At 37.9% G+C, this 19,340-nt stretch carries 13 protein-coding genes and 1 pseudogene; 7 read left to right on the top strand and 7 right to left on the bottom strand.

The annotated features are described in order from the left end of the window. Nucleotides 1-5,198, bottom strand: a 5,198-nt coding sequence (gene bafA / locus T429_RS0102370; RefSeq protein ID WP_026500847.1) for a BafA family autotransporter, incomplete at its 3' end; no start/stop codon positions are given. 558 nt (nucleotides 5,199-5,756) lie between these two features. Between bafA and T429_RS0102365 the strand changes: the two genes are divergently transcribed. After that, complete coding sequence (locus T429_RS0102365) at nucleotides 5,757-7,046, top strand: MFS transporter (protein ID WP_005775049.1); 1,290 nt, start codon at nucleotides 5,757-5,759, stop codon at nucleotides 7,044-7,046. Here the strand turns inward: T429_RS0102365 and T429_RS0102360 are convergent. Genes T429_RS0102360 through T429_RS0102350 form a run of 3 tightly spaced genes read right to left on the bottom strand, consistent with a single transcriptional unit; the run spans nucleotide 7,043 to nucleotide 7,921 of the window. Continuing rightward, entirely contained in the window at nucleotides 7,043-7,306 is a 264-nt protein-coding gene (locus tag T429_RS0102360) for a hypothetical protein (RefSeq protein ID WP_026500846.1), read from the bottom strand. The two genes, T429_RS0102365 and T429_RS0102360, sit on opposite strands and share 4 nt — an antisense overlap. After that, a complete protein-coding gene (locus T429_RS0102355) occupies nucleotides 7,296-7,475 on the bottom strand; it encodes a hypothetical protein (RefSeq protein ID WP_005773725.1) in 180 nt (59 codons plus the stop codon). Before T429_RS0102355 ends, T429_RS0102360 begins: the two co-directional genes overlap by 11 nt. Next, the gene (locus tag T429_RS0102350) at nucleotides 7,475-7,921 is read right to left on the bottom strand and encodes a DNA polymerase III subunit chi (protein WP_005775047.1); all 447 of its coding nucleotides are present in this window, start codon (nucleotides 7,919-7,921) and stop codon (nucleotides 7,475-7,477) included. Before T429_RS0102350 ends, T429_RS0102355 begins: the two co-directional genes overlap by 1 nt. A 395-nt stretch (nucleotides 7,922-8,316) precedes the next feature. Here T429_RS0102350 and lptF point away from each other — a divergent pair, with 395 nt between their 5' ends. The 6 genes from lptF (at nucleotide 8,317) to rsmA (ending at nucleotide 15,851) form a co-directional block, all read left to right on the top strand. After that, complete coding sequence (lptF, locus tag T429_RS0102345) at nucleotides 8,317-9,507, top strand: LPS export ABC transporter permease LptF (protein WP_005775046.1); 1,191 nt, start codon at nucleotides 8,317-8,319, stop codon at nucleotides 9,505-9,507. Then, nucleotides 9,504-10,595 carry an LPS export ABC transporter permease LptG gene (lptG, locus tag T429_RS0102340; RefSeq protein ID WP_005775045.1) on the top strand — a complete coding sequence of 364 codons (1,092 nt, stop codon included), beginning with the start codon at nucleotides 9,504-9,506 and terminating at the stop codon, nucleotides 10,593-10,595. The genes lptF and lptG overlap by 4 nt, the downstream gene beginning before the upstream one ends. Next, nucleotides 10,596-12,950: an LPS-assembly protein LptD gene (locus tag T429_RS0102335; RefSeq protein WP_005775044.1), complete on the top strand. Its 2,355-nt coding sequence runs from the start codon at nucleotides 10,596-10,598 to the stop codon at nucleotides 12,948-12,950. 116 nt (nucleotides 12,951-13,066) lie between these two features. After that, complete coding sequence (locus tag T429_RS0102330; protein WP_026500845.1) at nucleotides 13,067-14,017, top strand: SurA N-terminal domain-containing protein; 951 nt, start codon at nucleotides 13,067-13,069, stop codon at nucleotides 14,015-14,017. Next, a complete protein-coding gene (gene pdxA, locus T429_RS0102325; protein WP_005773732.1) occupies nucleotides 14,017-15,030 on the top strand; it encodes a 4-hydroxythreonine-4-phosphate dehydrogenase PdxA in 1,014 nt (337 codons plus the stop codon). The genes T429_RS0102330 and pdxA overlap by 1 nt, the downstream gene beginning before the upstream one ends. Beyond that, nucleotides 15,021-15,851: a 16S rRNA (adenine(1518)-N(6)/adenine(1519)-N(6))-dimethyltransferase RsmA gene (gene rsmA, locus T429_RS0102320; protein WP_005773733.1), complete on the top strand. Its 831-nt coding sequence runs from the start codon at nucleotides 15,021-15,023 to the stop codon at nucleotides 15,849-15,851. The genes pdxA and rsmA overlap by 10 nt, the downstream gene beginning before the upstream one ends. A gap of 31 nt (nucleotides 15,852-15,882) precedes the next feature. Here the strand turns inward: rsmA and gmk are convergent, their stop codons facing one another. The 3 genes and pseudogenes from gmk to fabF all read right to left on the bottom strand — a co-directional run bounded on the left by gmk (nucleotide 15,883) and on the right by fabF (nucleotide 19,315). After that, nucleotides 15,883-16,548, bottom strand: a complete 666-nt coding sequence (gene gmk / locus T429_RS0102315; protein ID WP_005773734.1) for a guanylate kinase — start codon at nucleotides 16,546-16,548, stop codon at nucleotides 15,883-15,885. A 298-nt stretch (nucleotides 16,549-16,846) separates the two neighbouring features. Beyond that, nucleotides 16,847-17,956 (bottom strand): annotated as a pseudogene (gene mltG / locus T429_RS0102310) (endolytic transglycosylase MltG). A gap of 96 nt (nucleotides 17,957-18,052) precedes the next feature. Continuing rightward, complete coding sequence (fabF, locus tag T429_RS0102305) at nucleotides 18,053-19,315, bottom strand: beta-ketoacyl-ACP synthase II (RefSeq protein ID WP_005775041.1); 1,263 nt, start codon at nucleotides 19,313-19,315, stop codon at nucleotides 18,053-18,055. Nucleotides 19,316-19,340: the final 25 nt, after the last annotated feature.

The raw sequence follows: 19,340 nt of genomic DNA, 5'->3' as shown, positions 1-19,340 counted from the left end.
GATAACTTGATTTCTTTTCCCTCAACTTGCAACCAAGTAAATTGTCCATAAGGCTGCAACCAACTGCTCTTAGACGTCTGAAGGCGATAACCTGCTTCAAAAGAGGTTCCAACCGCCCATTGCTTATAACTGCCTTCAATCCCTAAACCATTCGTGGAAATCGCCTTCAGCGTATTTTGATAATGATTATATTTTAAAAGAGCATCCAGATACCATCCACTGTGATCTAAATAAGTGACATAAGCCCCAATGCCATAACTATTGATACCGCTGGTGCCCCCCCGTGCATGTGCAATACGAGCATGGTCATAACTGCCAAATCCCCCTATATAAAACTCCCCATTCTCCCACTCGCTTAAGCCATTGATCCCTAAAACAATCCCTGTCTGATCAAGCTTAAAATCTATATGCCCTGTTGCAATGCTCTCTTTTGCTTTAATCGCATAGCTCCATAAAGCCGTATTCTTTTTACTGTGATCTAGAATTCCTCTTCCCGAACGCACGCTTTGCATTTCATTGTGAAACACCATCGCTGGAGCGACAGACATGGACAATACCGCATCTGTAGAAGGTGTGGTTAAAAACTGAGAACCTGAAAGCATCTCACTCAATTGTGGAGAAGGTTGCTTCTGATTGCTTGGACGCAAAGTCATCTGATCCGCTAAAACTCGAGAAGAGGCTGAAACTGCCATCTGTTGTTTGTCACCAGAAAGAAGAAGTGGAGGTGCTCCTTTAATCATTTGACTTCCCTGATTTGAAACAATTGAAGAAACAGAAGCTGGAGTTTTTTGACTCACGTTGTGGCGGTTTTTTCTTTGACGAGGTAATTTAATCGCATGCTCTTGTGTATTTGTAAGCCTTGAAAGAGAAGAAACTGGTTGATTTTGACTTAAATGCCGCGCAGATCTGCTTATCCTCCGTGGTCCTCTTGACGCACTATCCATGTAAACTGCAGATAAATACCAAACTTTTCCCTCTTCATTCTCAATATTTTTGTGTTTTAAGCCATAGGTATAAGTTCCACCATCAACAATTCCAATTTTTGCACCAGAAAAACTTTGTAGAGTAAAAGAAGCGCCTCCACTTTGATCCAAAATTAAATCAAGTTCTGTTGAAGAAGGATCAACAATTTCAATACCAGAATCAACCACACTTATTGTGTGAAAACCACTCCCATTCTCAATAAAAAGGTAATCACCTTTTCCTTCTGCAAGACTGACATTAAAATCGAAATGGAGACTCCCCGAAAGATCATCAACAGAAAGCTTAGAGTAATACAAATCATCTTCAGAAGAGGTAAAAACAACTTTTCCTACACCGCTTAACTGCTGAACATGTGTACTTTTGTCGTCAAATTCATGAGCAATGAAGTATAATTGAGCCTTTTCTCCATTTAGATTGATATTTTCTGCTTTAGTTTGTTGATGATCATTTCCAGCATAAAGGTGGAGTTGTCCCAAATCCTGAACCGCTATTTTTCCTTCTAACATCGCACCAGCAAAGACCCATGAATTGGCTCCCTCTTCAATTGTTAGATTTTTTACAATGCCCCCAGCGTGAACTTCTTGAGCACCATCAGTGCGTAAAATTACTGTATTTGCTTCACCCCCTGCTAATACCCTCTGTACACCATCCGCAAAAACCTCAGTATTCACCGCTAAGCCACCGGTTTTTTCTGCAAAGTTATCATCATCAGGGAACCATTTAGCAAGAGTTTGTATTCCACCACTCATTACTTTTGTTCCCACTGCCATTCCATCATCATATACATTCTGCTGTCCTAGCATATCCCCTTGACCATAAATTATCGTATCATAAGCACTGCTTCCAACAATCCCACCGTTCACGTAACTATCTCCCCAAATCAGTTGATCACCACCGTAAATTGTGGTCTGCAATGCTGTTCCTCCTCCTTCTACCTTTTGTTGCCCGCCTTGGTAAATAATCGTAGACTCCGAGATTCCCTGTTCCCCCACAATCTCAGAACCACCATTTGCAATTGTTGTATTCTTAACAAAACCACCAGACTCAACATAAAGTCTTCCAGATCCCTCAACTGTAACGTTAATGGATTGCTTAGAAGCACCTTGCTCTCCATCATCAGAGATATGAACTGTGCGATCACCATCGAGCAAAAAGTTTTGTAGAATTCCTCCTCCCTCACGAATACTGAAATTAATGACATTAGAATATGGATCAAAATTAATATTAACATCTTGCGACGACGTCATATTTTCTTCTTTTTCAGGAAGCTTATCTATAGGCAACTCGGTATGAGATGGAGGAACGATAGGAGTAGAAATTTCTTCCGCTGTCGATAATGTCGATAAAGACCAAGTCTTTCCACCGTTATGATCTTTCGTCTTTAGAGCATACATGTATACTCCATTGTCAACAGTAGCTACCTCCTCACCAGAAAAATCTATCAGAGTAAATTTTGCATTGCCGCTTTGGTCATGAATTAAATCAAGCTCTAAAACTAAGTTCTGGTTTTGTAGAGAAGAATTGGCAATTTCAATACCAGAATCAATCACGCTTATGGTGTGATCTCCTTCCCCCTTTCTGATAAGGAGATAATCACCACGCTGCTCCTCAAAATTGGTATAAAACCTAAAATGTAAACTCCCAGAAAGATTACCGACTTCAAGTTTAGAGTAATGTGGATTAAATACCGTAGAAGTAAAAATAACACGACCATTACCACTTAAGTTCTCAATTAAAGAACTTTCATTGTCCATATCAGACGCAATAGCGTACAATTTTGTATCTTCGCCATTTAAAACAATTTTTTCTACTTCAGTACGAGATCGCTCAGGGCCAGCATAAAGATAAATTCGCCCAGAATCATGAATCATGGTGCTTCCCTCTAATGTTGCACCAGGATGTAGCCATGATTGTGCTTGATCCTTAATGATTAAATCTTTTACATAGCCCCCTAAATCTATTTTCTGAAAAGCACTCCCTTGTAAAGTAACGCCAACGGCTATTCCCCCCGCTAAAACGTGTTGCTCTCCACCAGAAAAAACCTCTGTATTAGATGCAAAACTGCTATAATCGTCGAGATCCCCTTCTACATAAAGATTTTGTACCCCTCCTTCCATAATCTTTGTACGAAAAACCTCTCCATCATCATACACATTCTGATATCCTCGCCCCCTATTTTCACCAGAAATGACGGTGTCATAGGCACTACTTCTTACCATCTCCCCTTGGATATTAGATTTTCCTGAAATAAACTGCTCACCACCGGAAATTTTAGCCCCTTCAGCCTTTCCCCCTTCTTCAATCCTTTGTTGTCCACCTCTCTTGACTATACTATCTTGTGAAATACCTTGTGTTTTAATAAGCTCAATCCCGCCTCTTTGAATTGTCGTATACAAGCTAAAACCACCGCTATAAACGGAGAGCGTTCCACCATCTTTAACGATATTACTAATTGAAGTTTCTCCATTACTCTTAACTTTTGTGCTGCTCGTGTCAAAGCTAGGATCAGCAATCGTGACAGTCATTCCCTTTTCAATAGTCAATTCTGTAAGTTCATCCGGTAATGAAGAAGTAGATGACTGCAAGCTAAAATCAGAAAATAAAGCATTTGTCTCATCAAGAGCATAATTCGCATCTAGATACCAAATTTTACCGGTGCCTTTATCACTTCTATGTTTCAAACGATACCGATAGGTTCCAGCATCAATCGTTTCGATTTTTTCACCAAAAGTGTTTGTCAGAGTAAAACGCGCATCTCCACTGTGATCAGAAATTAATTTAAGCTTTTTGTGAGAAGAATTTGTAATTTCACGCCCAGAATCGATAACGCTTATTGTGTGGGAACCAGAGCTCCTTTCTTTAATGACAAGATAATCACTAAGGTGCTTGGCAAAGTTGGCATTAAAATCGAAATGGAAAGAACCTGAAAGATCCTCAATATTAAGCTGAGAGTAATGCTTATGAGCCCCTGAAGAGGTAAAAATAACTCTCCCATTTCCTTTTAAATTCTGGATATTAACCTGAGGTTTTTTGCCGTTATTTTCAGAAGAAATATCTTCAGAAGCAATAATGTATAGCTTGGTATCTTCTCCATTTAAATTAAGATTTTCTACTTCCGTAATAGCTTTACCATTCCCTGCATAAAGATAGAGGCTGCCAAAATCATAAATATTTGTCTCCTTATCTAATATCGCACCAGCAAGTAACCAAGATGTTGCTTGATGATTAATTGTTAAAGTATCCGCATATCCAGAATCATATATCTTCTGAGTCGCTCTATCGTATAAAGTAACTTCACTCGCATTTCCTCCCGCAAAAATATTCTGCATCCCATTTTTAAAAAGTTCAGTACTCAGTGCAAAAGCCCCCTCATTGATTGTAAAATCCTCATCTTCTATATCGGCTGTATCAGCATCTTCTGAAAAGCTGTTATTAAAATTCTCTTGACCATCAACATTCTGAACACCTCCTTTCCTAACCTTTGTGTCAACAGCCATCCCCCCACTATAGACACTTTGTATTCCTGGCATTCCACCTGCAGCCTGAATTTCAGTGCCATAAGCACTACTTGCCTTATCTTCAAGACCCAAACCATCTCCAAGAATTCCCTTACCAAAAATAATCTGCTCACCACCAAGAATTTGAGCTCCTTCAGCATTTGAACCACTTTCAACAATTTGTTGCCCCCCTTTTTTAACCGTGGCATATTCTGAAGTACTGAGATTTTGGACCAACTCAACCCCACCATGCTCAATTGTCGTATCCCGACTAACACTTGCTGCATCAATGTAGAGTTTTCCCCCCTCTCGAACCGTATTATTGATGGAATAGCCTGCATCCTCATAGCTAAAGCTATTTACTGTTTCACCAGAACCTTCAGAATCACGGTTAGTAATATAGATAGCAGCACCATCGCTTATTATTGAATTTGTAAGAACTTTAAAGAACAGGTTGTCTGCCCCCTTCCTTTCCTCTTCTGGAAGCTTTCTTTCTTCTATTGTCTTTTCATACATTATCATTTTTGCCCCCCCCGTTTTTTCTTTTAAGCCCCTCACTTTTGATAATAATTTTCTTGTCTCTTCTAGCTGTTCACTGATCCCTACAGGTGTTAATCGCTTTTCTTTTAGTGTGGATACTCCATCTGCACTCGCAACCTTCACAAAAAAACTACTGGCCATTAGCATCCAAAAACTTAATTTCAATTTGCGTTGCATTATTCACACTCCATCATTCTAAATTTAAATCCCTCATTTAGAAAAAAGTGCATAGACCAAAACAACATTCTGTAATGGCGCAACCGCATATTTTTTAAGATAACAAAGCATTTGATGATTAAGCTTTGACAGATCAAATATACACCATGTGTTTTTAAATGTATGCACAACTAAAAGGTTTATTTTTATTACATACACTTAAAAAGTGTTATAATTATATTCATAAAAAAATTTTTTAATATTTCTAAAACATTAATCTACGAAGCAGATTGATCCTCAATAAATAAAAATAGTTAAATTTTAAAGGAAATAGCACTATGCATGAGGAGGATTTTTATGGCTCCATATTTTCATTTCTACAGCGTTTAAAATAGTTTCTTTACTCACTTCAATTTTAATAATATGAAAAACACTTATTGATGTTCATCAGTCCATCATCATTGTTCGAATATATTAAGAAACATCATAATATCGACTCGACACTGATTTGAAATTTTTATAATTATAGTTGGTTAATTCATATTTGATTTGTCATATACTGAAAGGGACATTCTATTCATGTCTATAAACTTAGAAATGCAAGATACAAGCAACAGAAATTCCCCTCGTCGCATTTTGTTTGCAAGCCTTATTGGCCCAACAATTGAATTCTTTGATTTCTATGTCTTTGCCACTGCCGCAGCGCTCATATTTCCTCATGTGTTTTTTCCAACACAAAATGATCAGATTGCCATTTTACAATCTTTCCTGATCTTTGGAGCAGCCTTTTTTTCTCGGCCCTTTGGATCGATTGTTTTTGGACATTTTGGAGATAAAATTGGAAGAAAAGCAACCCTTATCGCCTCTCTTCTCACAATGGGGCTTTCAACAGTCATTATTGGTTTTCTTCCCACATATGAAACCGCTGGGTGGCTTGCCCCTTTCCTCTTAACCTTGTGCCGTATTGGACAAGGAATGGGATTAGGAGGAGAATGGGGGGGTGCTGTTTTGCTCGCAACAGAAAATGCCCCTCCAGAAAAGCGAGGCTGGTATGCAATGTTTCCCCAATTGGGCGTTCCTATCGGTTTGTTTTTATCCATTGCTGTTTATTTAGGCCTGTTATACTTCCTTGATCATGATGCACTTGTCGCTTGGGGATGGCGCATCCCTTTCATTGCTTCAATTATTTTCATGATTATAGGATTATGGGTTCGTCTTTCAATCAATGAAACTGTTCAATTCAAAAAAAATCTTGAAAGTAAAGAACGTGTCAAAGTTCCTATCATCGATGTCTTTTTAAAATGTCCACGAATCTTATTTCTTGGAATATTTTCTGGTATGGGAACATTTGTTTTGTTTTACTTGGTTACTGCATATTTGTTAAGCTATTCAACAAATCATTTGCAGTTGTCATATTATCAAGCTCTTCAAGTTGAAATTGTCGGTGCTATTTTCTGTGGAATTTTTACGATCATTACTGGAAGACTTGCTGATCGTATTAGACGGAGAACTTTGATGATTTGGATTACAATCATCACCGGTATCTATTCTTTCGCAATTCCTTATTTTTTAAATTCTGGAGTTATAGGGGTTCTTGCAATGTCTGTCATTGGTCTGTCTATCATGGGAATGATATACAGTCCTCTTGGTGCTGTTTTGGCTTCACCATACCCAACAGCCATTCGGTACACAGGCTCTTCTATTACTTTTAACTTATCTGGTATCGTAGGAGCCTCTCTTGCACCTTATATTGCGGAATATTTGGTACAACATTTTGATACATCTTATATCGGCTATTATTTGCTTTTTGCTTCTTTTGTTTCACTGATTTGTTTTGTCGGATTTACAGATGATGAAATATCCAACTAAAATATAATAACGAAGAATAAAATCAGGACTGGCAGAAAAAATGCTGCCAGTCTCATTTTTAAAGACATGGGTTGTGGTATACGCCACCACAATATTCCCGCAAAAAATGCACTCAAAAAGAAAAATAAAAAATCCGCAATATTGCTGGTATCAGAAACAGCGAACATTCCTGATAGGATATGCGTTGTCCCTAACCACGAAACGCAAAAAAAAGCCAACATCACAGCCCATAAAACAAGCAAAATTCGATCAATAATCATCATCATGCCGTTTCATCTTTTTAATTATAGACCATATTTTTAGCATACCTAAAAGAAAAATCACAACAAAGACCCAACGCCCTCCCCCTGATCCTTCCACAATAAAAAGTGCTGGATTTACGATTCCTACCAATCCTATAAAAACCAGAATAAAAGATACGAGACGCATTAGACCTGTTTTTCCCAACGAAGATCTTCAGTCTGTTGCCAATACGTTAAATTATGATTTTCCATTTTATATTTTTTCCACTGTGCTCGAGCAAGATTCAACTGCGCATCATTTCTGCCATCAAATAACACAACAAGACGTTGATAGGCATCAATATCCGAACAAACCGCCCCCTCTATAAGAAAACGAATCTTTGAATCATTGGGATTGTCTTGTCCTGTCGTTAGAAATACAGGCTGAAGTTTTGAATATTGATCACGCTCTGTTCCATGTCCAATAAATGATTCATCAGCATAAACCCATAAATGCATATCTATAGAATCGCATTGTTCTTTACTCACACATTGGATGGCTACCTTACTAAAACGAGCCAACGCCCGCTCCACCAGCGTTGGCAAAATATCTTTTAGCGTTGACTGCATCAAATGATAGAATAAAATATCCAACCTCTCAAATCCTCATCACTCTTTATAAATAAAGCAAACATCTTTTTAGAGAAACTTCTATATCCCTTATATAAAAGGAAATGGTTCAAGATATAAACCTCTTTTTCGATTGAGGTGCATTATCCTTTTGCTTATGACTTTAAAAGATGAAACTTTTTTATTTTCAACGTTAATAAAAAAAATTAAGTTATTTCCTAGATTTTTTATAGACTATCATTGAAAATAAAATATAATGTGTGGAAAAATTAAAGGGAATTTAACGAGCAATTTAATATTATTTTTTTTCTGAAAATGTCCAATCTCTGAAAGGATGTTTTTTTAATTTCATTACATTTTAACCGAAAGCGGTAAAAGTATTTGCTATCAAATTGAAGACTGAGGGTGTTTCCCAATTTATGTGTATTATTGAGTTCTACATCCTGAAACGTGTCTTTGTTTTGTTTAGTTCTGTCATGATTGCAGCAGTAGGCGTGAGTTGGACAGTGCAAATTCTTGCGCGAATAAACTTTCTCACAACAAGTAAACAAACACTCCTTACAGTCTTGCAATTTTCACTTTCATTGGTTCCTTCTGTTATTTTTCTTGTCATTCCATTTGCATTAGTGATCGCAGTTACAACTATCCTTTCAGCAATGAATCAAGACTCAGAACTTGCTGTCATCAATGCCTCTGGTTTTCCTAAAAGTACTGTTTGGAAACCTATTCTCCTTCTTGCTATTATTGCATCATGTATCTCCTTTTCTATTGCTAATTTTGTTGTTCCTCAAGCGCGTCTTCATATGCGACAAATGTTAGCAAGTGCCCATTTTGATCTTATTAATCTGTTCATTAGTGAAGGAAGCTTTCAAAAACTTGCCAATAATCTTTACATAGAAATTGGCGAACGAAATCCAAATGGAACACTTGAGCGTCTTTTCATTGCCGATCAGCGTGATCCTAAAACTGATCTTTTTTATTATGCCACAAAAGCCTCCATTGTAAGCAATAAAAATGGTCGTTTTTTAATCCTCAATAACGGTGAAATAGAAAGAGTCAATCATGAAAATAATAGCGTTTCAATCGTTCAATTTAGCGCATACACCTTTAGCCTAGGGGAATTTATTCCCAGCGATAAAACACCTACTCTTTATCCAAAAGATCGGTCTCTTTCTTATTTACAAAACCCTGACCCAAAAGATCCCTACTATCAACGAAAACCACTCCAATATAAAGCTGAGTTTCACCGCCGACTAACCCAATGGCTCTATCCAATCGTTTTTTCACTTATTGCATTAGCAGCGGCGGGAAATGTAGGCTCCCATCGACAAACACGCTACTGCGCAAATTTTTCGGCGATTGCCCTTTCTTTTCTGATCTATTGGATAGGTTATTTTTTCGCCGAAAAAGCAAAGAACGACCTTGCATATGTTCCTCTCCTTTATCTTACACCCATAGGGACAAGTCTATTTATCTTTTTTATGCTTTTAACGAATCATAAAATTGGACTCCCCGCAAAATTTTATGAGATACTGCAAACCATTTTTCAAAAAATAGTGAACAAATTTGAACATCGAAAATCTCAAGATTCTCTGGATAAAATATCATGATTGGGTGGACACTTGGACGCTATTTTTTTATACGTTACTTTAAGATAACGTGTTATTTTTGGGGAGGGATTTTTGTTCTTGCTCTTTTAATCGATTTTACAGAAAACTCTGGAAGGCTTCCTTCCCTTCCGCATTATACCGCAAAAGATGCATTTCTCCTCTCTGTTTTACGCATCCCTTTTATTATGCAACAACTTATCCCTTTTATTGCACTCTTTTCTGCCATGGCAACGCTTATCTCGCTTAACAAAAAACTTGAACTTGTTGTGACTCGCTCCATCGGTGTTTCTGCATGGCAATTTCTTATGCCAGCTTGTTTGGGCGCTTTTCTTTTGGGATTATTTTCAATTCTTCTTATCAATCCACTCGCTGCATGGGGATTTTCTCAAGCAGAAAAAATGATGACTGAATGGCGCAATAATAATGTGCTAACATCTCTTCATAATACGCGTATCCACTGGTTAACACAGCGTACAGATTTAGGCAGAACAACCATTGGTGCTAAATTTATCACTGATCAAGGACTTTCTCTTCTCGATGCAACCTTTGTACAATACAAAGACGACGCAACCGTCAAAAATTGGATTAACACCCCAAAAGCAACCTTGACCCATGGCGCTTGGTTCTTAACAAATGGAACAATCTATAAAATAGGACATCCTCCTGAAAAATTTACCGTGTTGAAAATAAAAACCAATCTAAAACCTGAATTTTTAACGGAACGTTTAGTGAATCCCGCAACTATTCCATTTTACCAATTGCCCAAAAAGATCATGATCGCACGTTCATTTGGCTATTCTGCTCATAATTTTGATATGTATTTACAATCTTTGATTGCCTTACCGGCATTGCTTGTGGCAATGACTCTCATTGCAGCAACTGTATCTTTAAATTTTACACGTTTTGGACAATCTAGAACGTTGATTCTTGGTGGCGTAATCGCTGGGTTTATGCTTTATGTTATTTCCGTACTTGTTCAGGCTTTTGGTAATGCTGGATATATTCCACCAATTATTGCCGCTTGGACACCTGTTGTTATTGCATTATTCTTGGGAATCTCTTTTTTACTTCATAAAGAGGATGGCTAAGTGAAAGCATTAACACGTAAGAAAATCATTTTAACAAAATTAAATGCTCTCGCTTTTAGAAGTGTTATGGCGGTTATTTTAGGGGGGGCGTTGCCTTATTGTGCACACGCTCAAAGCCTTATGTCTCCTGCTCAAAGTCGCATTCAAAACTCGGAGCGTCCTCTTTTGCTCTCTGCAGATGAACTCATCTATAATCGTGATGAAAACACTGTTTCTGCACAAGGAAATGTCCAAGTTGAATATGATGGCAATAAAGTTGTCGCTCAAAAAATCATTTACAACCAAAAAACAGGACGGCTTATCGCACAAGGAAACGTTGAAATTACTCAAAAAGATGGGAATAAAATTTATTCTAATCAAATTGATATGACCAAAGATCTTGGCGAGGGGTTTGTAAATGCTTTGCGTATTGATACAGCCAACAATGTGCACTTTTCCGCTCAAAATGCTACACGCCAAAACAATCAAGTAACAATCTTTGAAAATGCAACCTATACAGCCTGTGAACCTTGCTCCTATAAACCAGATAGAAAGGTCCTGTGGAAAATTAAAGCCAGAAAGATTATATGGAATAATAGCGTTAAAAAAATTCGGTTTGAAAATAGCAGTTTTGAAGTTTTTGGTGTACCAATTATAAAATTTCCAAATTTTGAGCTCTATGATCCAACTGTCAGGCGTGCTAGTGGTCTGCTTACACCTCATTTTTTCTATACTGATTATCTTGGTATGGGGATAAAGAATTCTTATTTCTGGAATCTCGCTCCCCATTATGATTTTACGCTTTCTTCTACGGTTTATACTCAACAAGGGCTTTTAACCGAAGGGGAATGGCGTCAACGTTTAAAAATGGGCCGTTATAACATTCGCTTTGCTTATATCTATCAAATGAAACCGCATAGATTTGACAATGATACGATTGATGCACAGCATAAAAACCGTTATATGTTGGCAACAAAAGGGGACTTTCGTATTAATTCATACTGGACTTATGGATGGGATATTCTGGCACAATCCGATCGGCATTTTAGTCGTGCCTACAAGCTTGAAAACTATAGCGATCCTACACAACTTTCTCAGATCTATCTGAATGGCCTTGCAGGAAAAAACTATTTTGATATGCGTTTTTATCATTTTAAAATTCAAGACTCGATATTGAACGATCCTCATTATGAACGTCACTCTCAACAAGCATGGGTTCTACCACGTATCGATTATTCTTTTACACCAGATGGGCCCATTTATAATGGAGAGCTTACTTTCCACAGCAATATACAATCAATTTACCGGCGTCATGCCGACTTCACTTCACCCAACTGGAACAAAAATCCTCTCAATACTGTACGACTTTCTGGTATGGCTGGAAATAGTTTGCGTTTAACAAATGAGCTTGAATGGAAAAAGCGCTTTAACACGCACAATGGCCTCATATTAACCCCCCTTCTCTCTCTACGGGCTGACATCCTTACAATCAATGGACAAGAAAATCATGCAGCTTCTGGAGAAAACAATACCTTATCTACAATTCGCGGCTCAAAAATTCGTGGCATGGCAACAGCAGGATTGGAAGCACGTTATCCCTTCCTTATTACAGCTGCTCATTCTACACATATTATAGAACCAACCGCACAAATTTTTATACGCAATAATGAACAATATATCGGACAACTTCCAAATGAAGATGCACAAAGCTTTGTCTTTGATGCAACGACTCTTTTTCAACGAAATAAATTTTCTGGTTATGATCGTGTAGAAGGTGGGACAAGAGCCAATATAGGTCTAAGATATTCTGGAAACTTTAATGACAATTGGTCTCTTTATGGTCTTATTGGACAATCCTTTCATCTGGCAGGAAAGAATTCTTTTGCAGAAAAGGATTTTGTTAACGCCGGTATTCATTCTAGCTTAGAAGCAAAACGTTCAGACTATGTTGCAATGTTTGGTGCGATCCATAAAAATGGTTTTTCCTTAGAAACGCGTGGACGCTTTGACAAAAAAACAGGAAAAATCCGCCGTAGTGAAATTGAAGTATCACAAATGTGGAAAAATTTTTGGGCCTCTGTACAATATGCTTATATCACAAGCCAACCGAATTACGAATATCCACAAGAGCGCCAAGAAATTTCTTTTCAAACAGGCTTAAAACTGGCAGACTATTGGTCCATTAATAGTAACGCCGGTTATGATCTCGTATCTCACACATTTATAAAACGAGGAATTAGCTTGAATTATACTGATGAATGTTTCGGGATAACATTCGGTTATCAACAGGTAATGAATCCGGGAAGAAAAACTCCTTTGCAGAACTTTAATTTCTCTCTTTCATTGCGTACAATCGCAGATATCGGAAAAAAATAGATTCAAATTTATAAAGAGAATGTATAAGTGATTTAACTTATTATTGTTTTTATGAAAGAAAGCGTATAGTTTAAGTTATTGATGAGAATTAATAAACAATGCGAAAGCTTATTTACATGAATAAATTGAAAACGCGTGTTCTTGCTTTATTTTATATTACATCTTTGAGTGTAAGCAGCCTGCTCATAAATCAATTTTTGATTCCGTCAGCCTTTGCGCAGACAGCGATTGTTGTTACAGTTAATGGCAATCCTATCACAAATTATGATATACAAAGGCGCGTTGCATTTCTCAGATTGCAACAAAAGCAAGGCAATTTAGTGGCACAAGCTAAAAAAGAGCTGATCGACGAAGAACTAAAAAATATTGAAATAAAACGTCGGAATATTGAGGTCAGCAATGATGAGGTTGATAGAGCTTTTGAGAACTTTGCAACGCAAAATAATATGACCATTGATCAGCTCAATCAGATTCTGATCCAAAATGATATTACTGTGCAACATTTCAAAAATTATATCCGTGGACAAATAGGATGGGGGCGTCTTGTTAGCGCACGCTATCAAGCTCAAATAGGTATGGTTAGTGAACAAGAGGCTGTGCGCAGAATATTAAAAAATGGTGGTGTGAAACCTTCAACCAATGAATATACATTACAGCGCATTGTTTTTGTTATTCCTGCACATCGTCGTTCAGAAATCTTTGAAAGACGTCAAAGAGAAGCAAGCAATTTTCGTGCACATTTCCGTGGATGTGCAAATGCCCACAATCAAGCAAGGGGTATTTTAGACGTTACAATCCGCCATTTAGGAAAGTTTCTGGAACCTCAACTTCCCAGTGCATGGGAGCAAGCTATTCTTGCAACGCCTGCTGGAAAAATGACAAAATTACAAGAAACATCTGATGGGATCGAAGCAATTGCTGTTTGCAAAATAAAAAGGGTTTCTGATGATTATGTCGCTCGGCTGATATTTTCTCTTCAAGATAATAAAAACAGAAGTCCGAAAAAACTTGAAGAATTAAGCGAAAAATATTTAGAAGAACTGCGACGCATAGCACGTATTCAATAATGACAGCTCTTGTTGTTAGTGGTGGTGATCCTGCCGGAATTGGTCCTGAAATAGCTCTAAAAGCATGGAATTTGCGTGTTAACCGTCAAGTTCCGGCTTTTGTGCTTATCGCTGATCCAGATGTTATTCGTTCACGCGCTCGTTTTTTACAGATGGATGTTGAGGTGGAATCTGTTTTAATCACCAACCCTGTCAAAAATTTTCAAAACGCTCTCCCTATTATACCCTTAAAAAACAAACAAAGTGACCAATTAGCTTTTCCTTCTCCAAACAATGCTGCCGGAATCATTGAAGCTATTGAACGCAGTGTTCAATTGATTCAAAATGGACATGCTTCTGCATTGGTTACTTGTCCTATTGCCAAAAAGAATCTTTATGATGCCGGATTTGAATTTCCAGGTCATACAGAATTTTTAGCCGATTTGGCTCATAAAGCTTTTCATAAATCTTATCATCCGGTTATGATGTTAGCTGGGCCTCAATTAAAAACAGTCCCAATAACTGTTCATATTCCATTCAAAGATGTTCCTTCACAGCTGACTCGTCATTTAATCATTCAAACGGCTTTCATTACTGAATATGACTTAAAAACACGATTTAAAATAACGTCACCTCGGCTCGCTGTCGCTGGTCTTAATCCTCACGCTGGAGAAGAAGGCGCAATGGGAAAAGAAGAGTTTGAAGTAATCACGCCTGCTCTTAAATATCTTAAAAAGAAAGGACTCAATATTATAGGTCCACTTCCTGCCGATACAATGTTCCACAAATGCGCAAGAAAAACATATGATGTTGCCCTTTGCATGTATCATGATCAAGCTCTTATCCCTGTTAAAACATTAGATTTTGATACCACCGTTAATGTCACTTTAGGTCTCCCTTTCATTCGTACGTCTCCAGATCATGGAACTGCTTTTGACATTGCTGATAAAGGCATAGCCTCTCCTGAAAGCTTTATTGCTGCTCTCAAACTTGCTCATCAACTTGCAAAAAATAATTCGATACCATGCCAATAGATAATCTTCCTCCTCTGCGTGAGGTCATCGATATATATGGATTGCAAGCGCATAAATCTTTGGGACAAAATTTCCTTTTTGACCTTAATTTAACTTCTAAAATTGCTCGTCAAGCAGGCAATATAGAAGGAAAACCTGTTCTTGAAATTGGTCCTGGTCCTGGAGGACTCACACGCGCCTTGCTGGCAAAAGGTGCCATTGTAACAGCAATAGAACGCGATGAGCGCTGTATACCAGCGCTCTTAGAAATAGAAAAATACTATCCGAACAAATTAAAAGTTATTTGTAATGATGCACTGAAACAAGATTTCTCAAAACTCTTTGAAACAATCCCAGAAAAACCACGCATTATTGCCAATCTTCCTTATAATATTGGAACGCAACTTTTTTTAAATTGGCTTTTGGTTGAACCATGGCCTCCTTTTTATGAATCCATGACATTGATGTTTCAACGTGAAGTCGCTCAAAGGATTACGGCTAAACCTCAATCTACTTACTATGGACGCCTGAGTGTCTTAGCTGGCTGGCGGACTACAGCTAAAATTGCTTTTGATGTGCCTCCTCAAGCCTTCATACCAGCGCCTAAAGTAACGTCTTCTGTTGTTCATATCATTCCACGAACTCAACCTCTTGTCTGCTCTGCAGAAAAACTAAGCTTTGTTACAAAAACCGCTTTTGGACAAAGACGAAAAATGCTTCGTCAAAATTTCAAAACACTTGGAGGTGAAATCCTTTTAAAAAAAGCTGGAATTGATGGAACTCGCCGTGCTGAAATGCTCTCTATTTCCGAATTTGTAACTTTAGCGAATTTGATAACCTAAAAAGTATAACTTTTTCAAAACAATAAAAATATTAATCAATCTTCTCAGCAATAAGTCTATCAACAAAAGAGCTAAGAAAAGCACATCTCTCGCGTTTCACTGTTTCAGCTAAATAAATCGATTTAATAAGTGATAAAGACTGATCTAAGTCTTCATTAATAACCACATAATCGTAAGAACACCAATGTGTTAGCTCCGTTCGTGCATTTTCCAATCGTAAATTGATGATATCTTGACTATCTTCTGCTCGACGATGTAAACGTGAAACAAGCTCTTTCATGGATGGTGGAAGAATAAAAACAGATACTGTATCTCTTGGCATCTTTTTTTGCATCTGCTTGGTGCCTTGATAATCAATATCAAATAACATATCACGACCAGTACTCAATGCATTTTCAACAGTTTCACGTAACGTGCCGTAATAATTCCCATGTACTTCTGCCCATTCAATAAATTCATCTCTATCACGTTTATATTCAAATTCTTCCTTTGAAATAAAGTGATAGTGGAGTCCATCTACTTCACTGGGACGCTTTTTCCTTGTGGTCACACTGACAGAAAGCTCTAATTGTTGATCTTTGAGAAGTAACCCAGAAATTGTTGACTTACCAGCCCCTGAAGGTGAAGAGAGAATAAATAAAAAACCGCGACGTTGATTTGTTTTTATCGTATTCAATACACTTTCAATGACTGTCATTATATCACTCTACTTTGTTTATAAATTTTCTTCAAAATTTGAACGGTACATTATCTCAACCTTTTTTCTCATCAATTGTTTTTTAGCAGTTCTCAATACCACACTGCACTTGCATTGAGAGAATTTATCATAAAATATATTACTTTCTTTCTTAAATATTTTGTATCTATACGTTCATCTCACTTGTAACATATAAGAAAATGATTTTTTATTATTCTCAGCAAAAGTTTAAGATGAAAAGTCTTACTTTATGTGGAGTTTACATTTACGAAACAAAAAGATGTTATATCATTATAAATCAATGTTTTGCCTTCAATTCTCGCCACTTGCGAACATTCATATTATGTTCCTCTAAGGTTCGAGAGAAAACATGTCCTCCTGAACCATCAGCAACAAAATAAAGCGCATCACTGCTTGGTGGATGTGCCACCGCCTTCAATGAATCGCGACCTGGATTTGCAATAGCGGTTGGAGGCAACCCATTAATTTTATAAGTATTATAGGGTGTTTCCTTCTCAAGATCTGAACGGTAAATTGCACGCCCTGATGGCTTTCCTTTTCCTCCAAAGAGACCATAAATGACCGTTGGATCCGATTGAAGACGCATATGTTTTGCAAGACGGTTATAAAATACCGCAGCAACCATTGGTCTTTCTGCTGCAACTCCGGTTTCTTTCTCAACAATTGAAGCCAATATGACAAATTCATCAATTGATTTAATAGGTAAATCAGGAGAACGCGTAGCCCATATCGCATGAATTAATTTTTTCTGTCCTTCGCGCAATCTGTTTATAATTTCTTGACGCGTTGTTCCCCGAATAAAGCGAACAGTATCCGTCATCAAATAACCCTCTGGAGGCAAAACTTTTGGAAGGTCTCCAATCAAAATTTCATTTGCCGCTAATCGATCAAAAACTTGCTGGACCGTTAAACCTTCTGGTACTGTAAATGTATACTCAATGGATTTTCCTTTCACAAGAATATCCATAATATCGTGCATTGAAGCATGAGCTGGAATTAAATATTCACCAGCCTTTAGGTGGCTTGTATTTTTGTGATAACCAACCCCATAAACAAAAATATCTGATGATCGAATGAAACCACGTTTTTCTAGCAATGAAGCAATTTCACGAATTCCTGTTCCCGGATGGATAAGAAGAACTTGTTCTTCCTCAATTTTTCCCTTTTCTTCAAAAATACTTTTTCCAATATAAAGAGGAATACTGATGCCGAAAAGAATAAGCACAATCAGCATGAGAAAAAAATGACCAAGGATAACCAAAGGATTACGAACGGTAGACGACTTCTTTTGTTTTTTATGTGTTAACATGCCACAACTATCTGCTCAATGATTCGAAGAGGAATCGTTCACGTCCTTTAATGGCGTTCCATTTTTTACACCGGACATAACCCCTCAATAGCGATTAAGGACAATATTGCAACTTCTCATTCACCTTATAATAAAGGTGAAAATTAAAAAGCAGAAATTAAATAAAAATACTTATTATCCCCTAAAACGTCGCATCACCAATGATGCATTTGTCCCACCAAATCCAAAAGAATTGGAAAGAATCGTATCAATCTTTCGTTCACGTGGTTTGTGCGGGACAAGATCAATTTTTGTTTCAATTGATGGATTGTCAAGATTAAGTGTCGCTGGCGCGATATTATCTCGTATAGCTAAAACACAAAAAATAGCCTCAGCAGCACCGGCTGCACCAAGCAAATGCCCGATAGATGACTTCGTTGATGACATAGAAACTTGTGGTGCATAATGCCCTAAAACTCGTTCAACAGCCGCTAGCTCTATCGAATCAGCCATCGTTGATGTACCATGAGCGTTAATATAATCAAGTTCACTCACATCCACTTGCGCTCGCTTAAGAGCGGCCATCATGCTTCGCTGAGCCCCTTCACCACTTTCTGAAGGCGCTGTAATGTGGTAAGCATCCCCCGATAAACCATAGCCGATAATCTCAGCATAAATACGCGCTCCTCGCCTTTTGGCATGTTCTAGCTCTTCTAAAACAACAACCGCCGCTCCCTCCCCCATCACAAAACCATCACGATCAGCATCATAAGGACGCGAGGCCCGCTCAGGATCATTATTGCGACAAGTAGAAAGAGCTCTACAAGCAGAAAAGCCCGCAAGAGATATCCGGTTTATCGGAGATTCAGTCCCCCCTGCCACCATGACATCTGCATCACCGAACATAATCAAACGTGCCGCATCACCGATCGCATGAGCTCCTGTCGAACAAGCTGTCACAACCGAATGATTAGGTCCTCGTAAACCATATTGAATAGACACATAACCAGAAGCAAGATTAATCAAACGACCTGGAATAAAAAAAGGAGAAACACGGCGCGGACCTTTATCACGAAGCGTATAACCAGCTTCAACAATGCCCTCAATCCCTCCAATCCCTGAACCAATTAATACCCCTGTACAAATCTGATCTTCATCACTCTTAGGAAACCATTCAGCATCTGTAAGTGCTTGGTTAGCAGCAGCCATTGCATAAACAATAAATGCATCAACCTTCCGTTGCTCTTTAGGTTCCATATATAAATCAGCATTATAAGTCCCCTCTGTTCCATCACCTAAGGGGATACGCGCTGCAATCTGGCATGGCAAATCAGAAACATCAAATTCAGTAATACGTCGAACACCACTTCTCCCTTCAAGAAGCCGTTTCCAACTATATTCAATATTACCAGCCAACGGAGATACCAATCCTAAACCAGTAACAACAACACGTCTCATAACCTCTAACCTTGAACTAAACTTT

This window comes from Bartonella elizabethae F9251 = ATCC 49927, from assembly GCF_000518165.1.
Classification (GTDB): Bacteria; Pseudomonadota; Alphaproteobacteria; order Rhizobiales; family Rhizobiaceae; genus Bartonella; species Bartonella elizabethae.
This window is presented reverse-complemented; position numbering and strand designations above follow the sequence as displayed.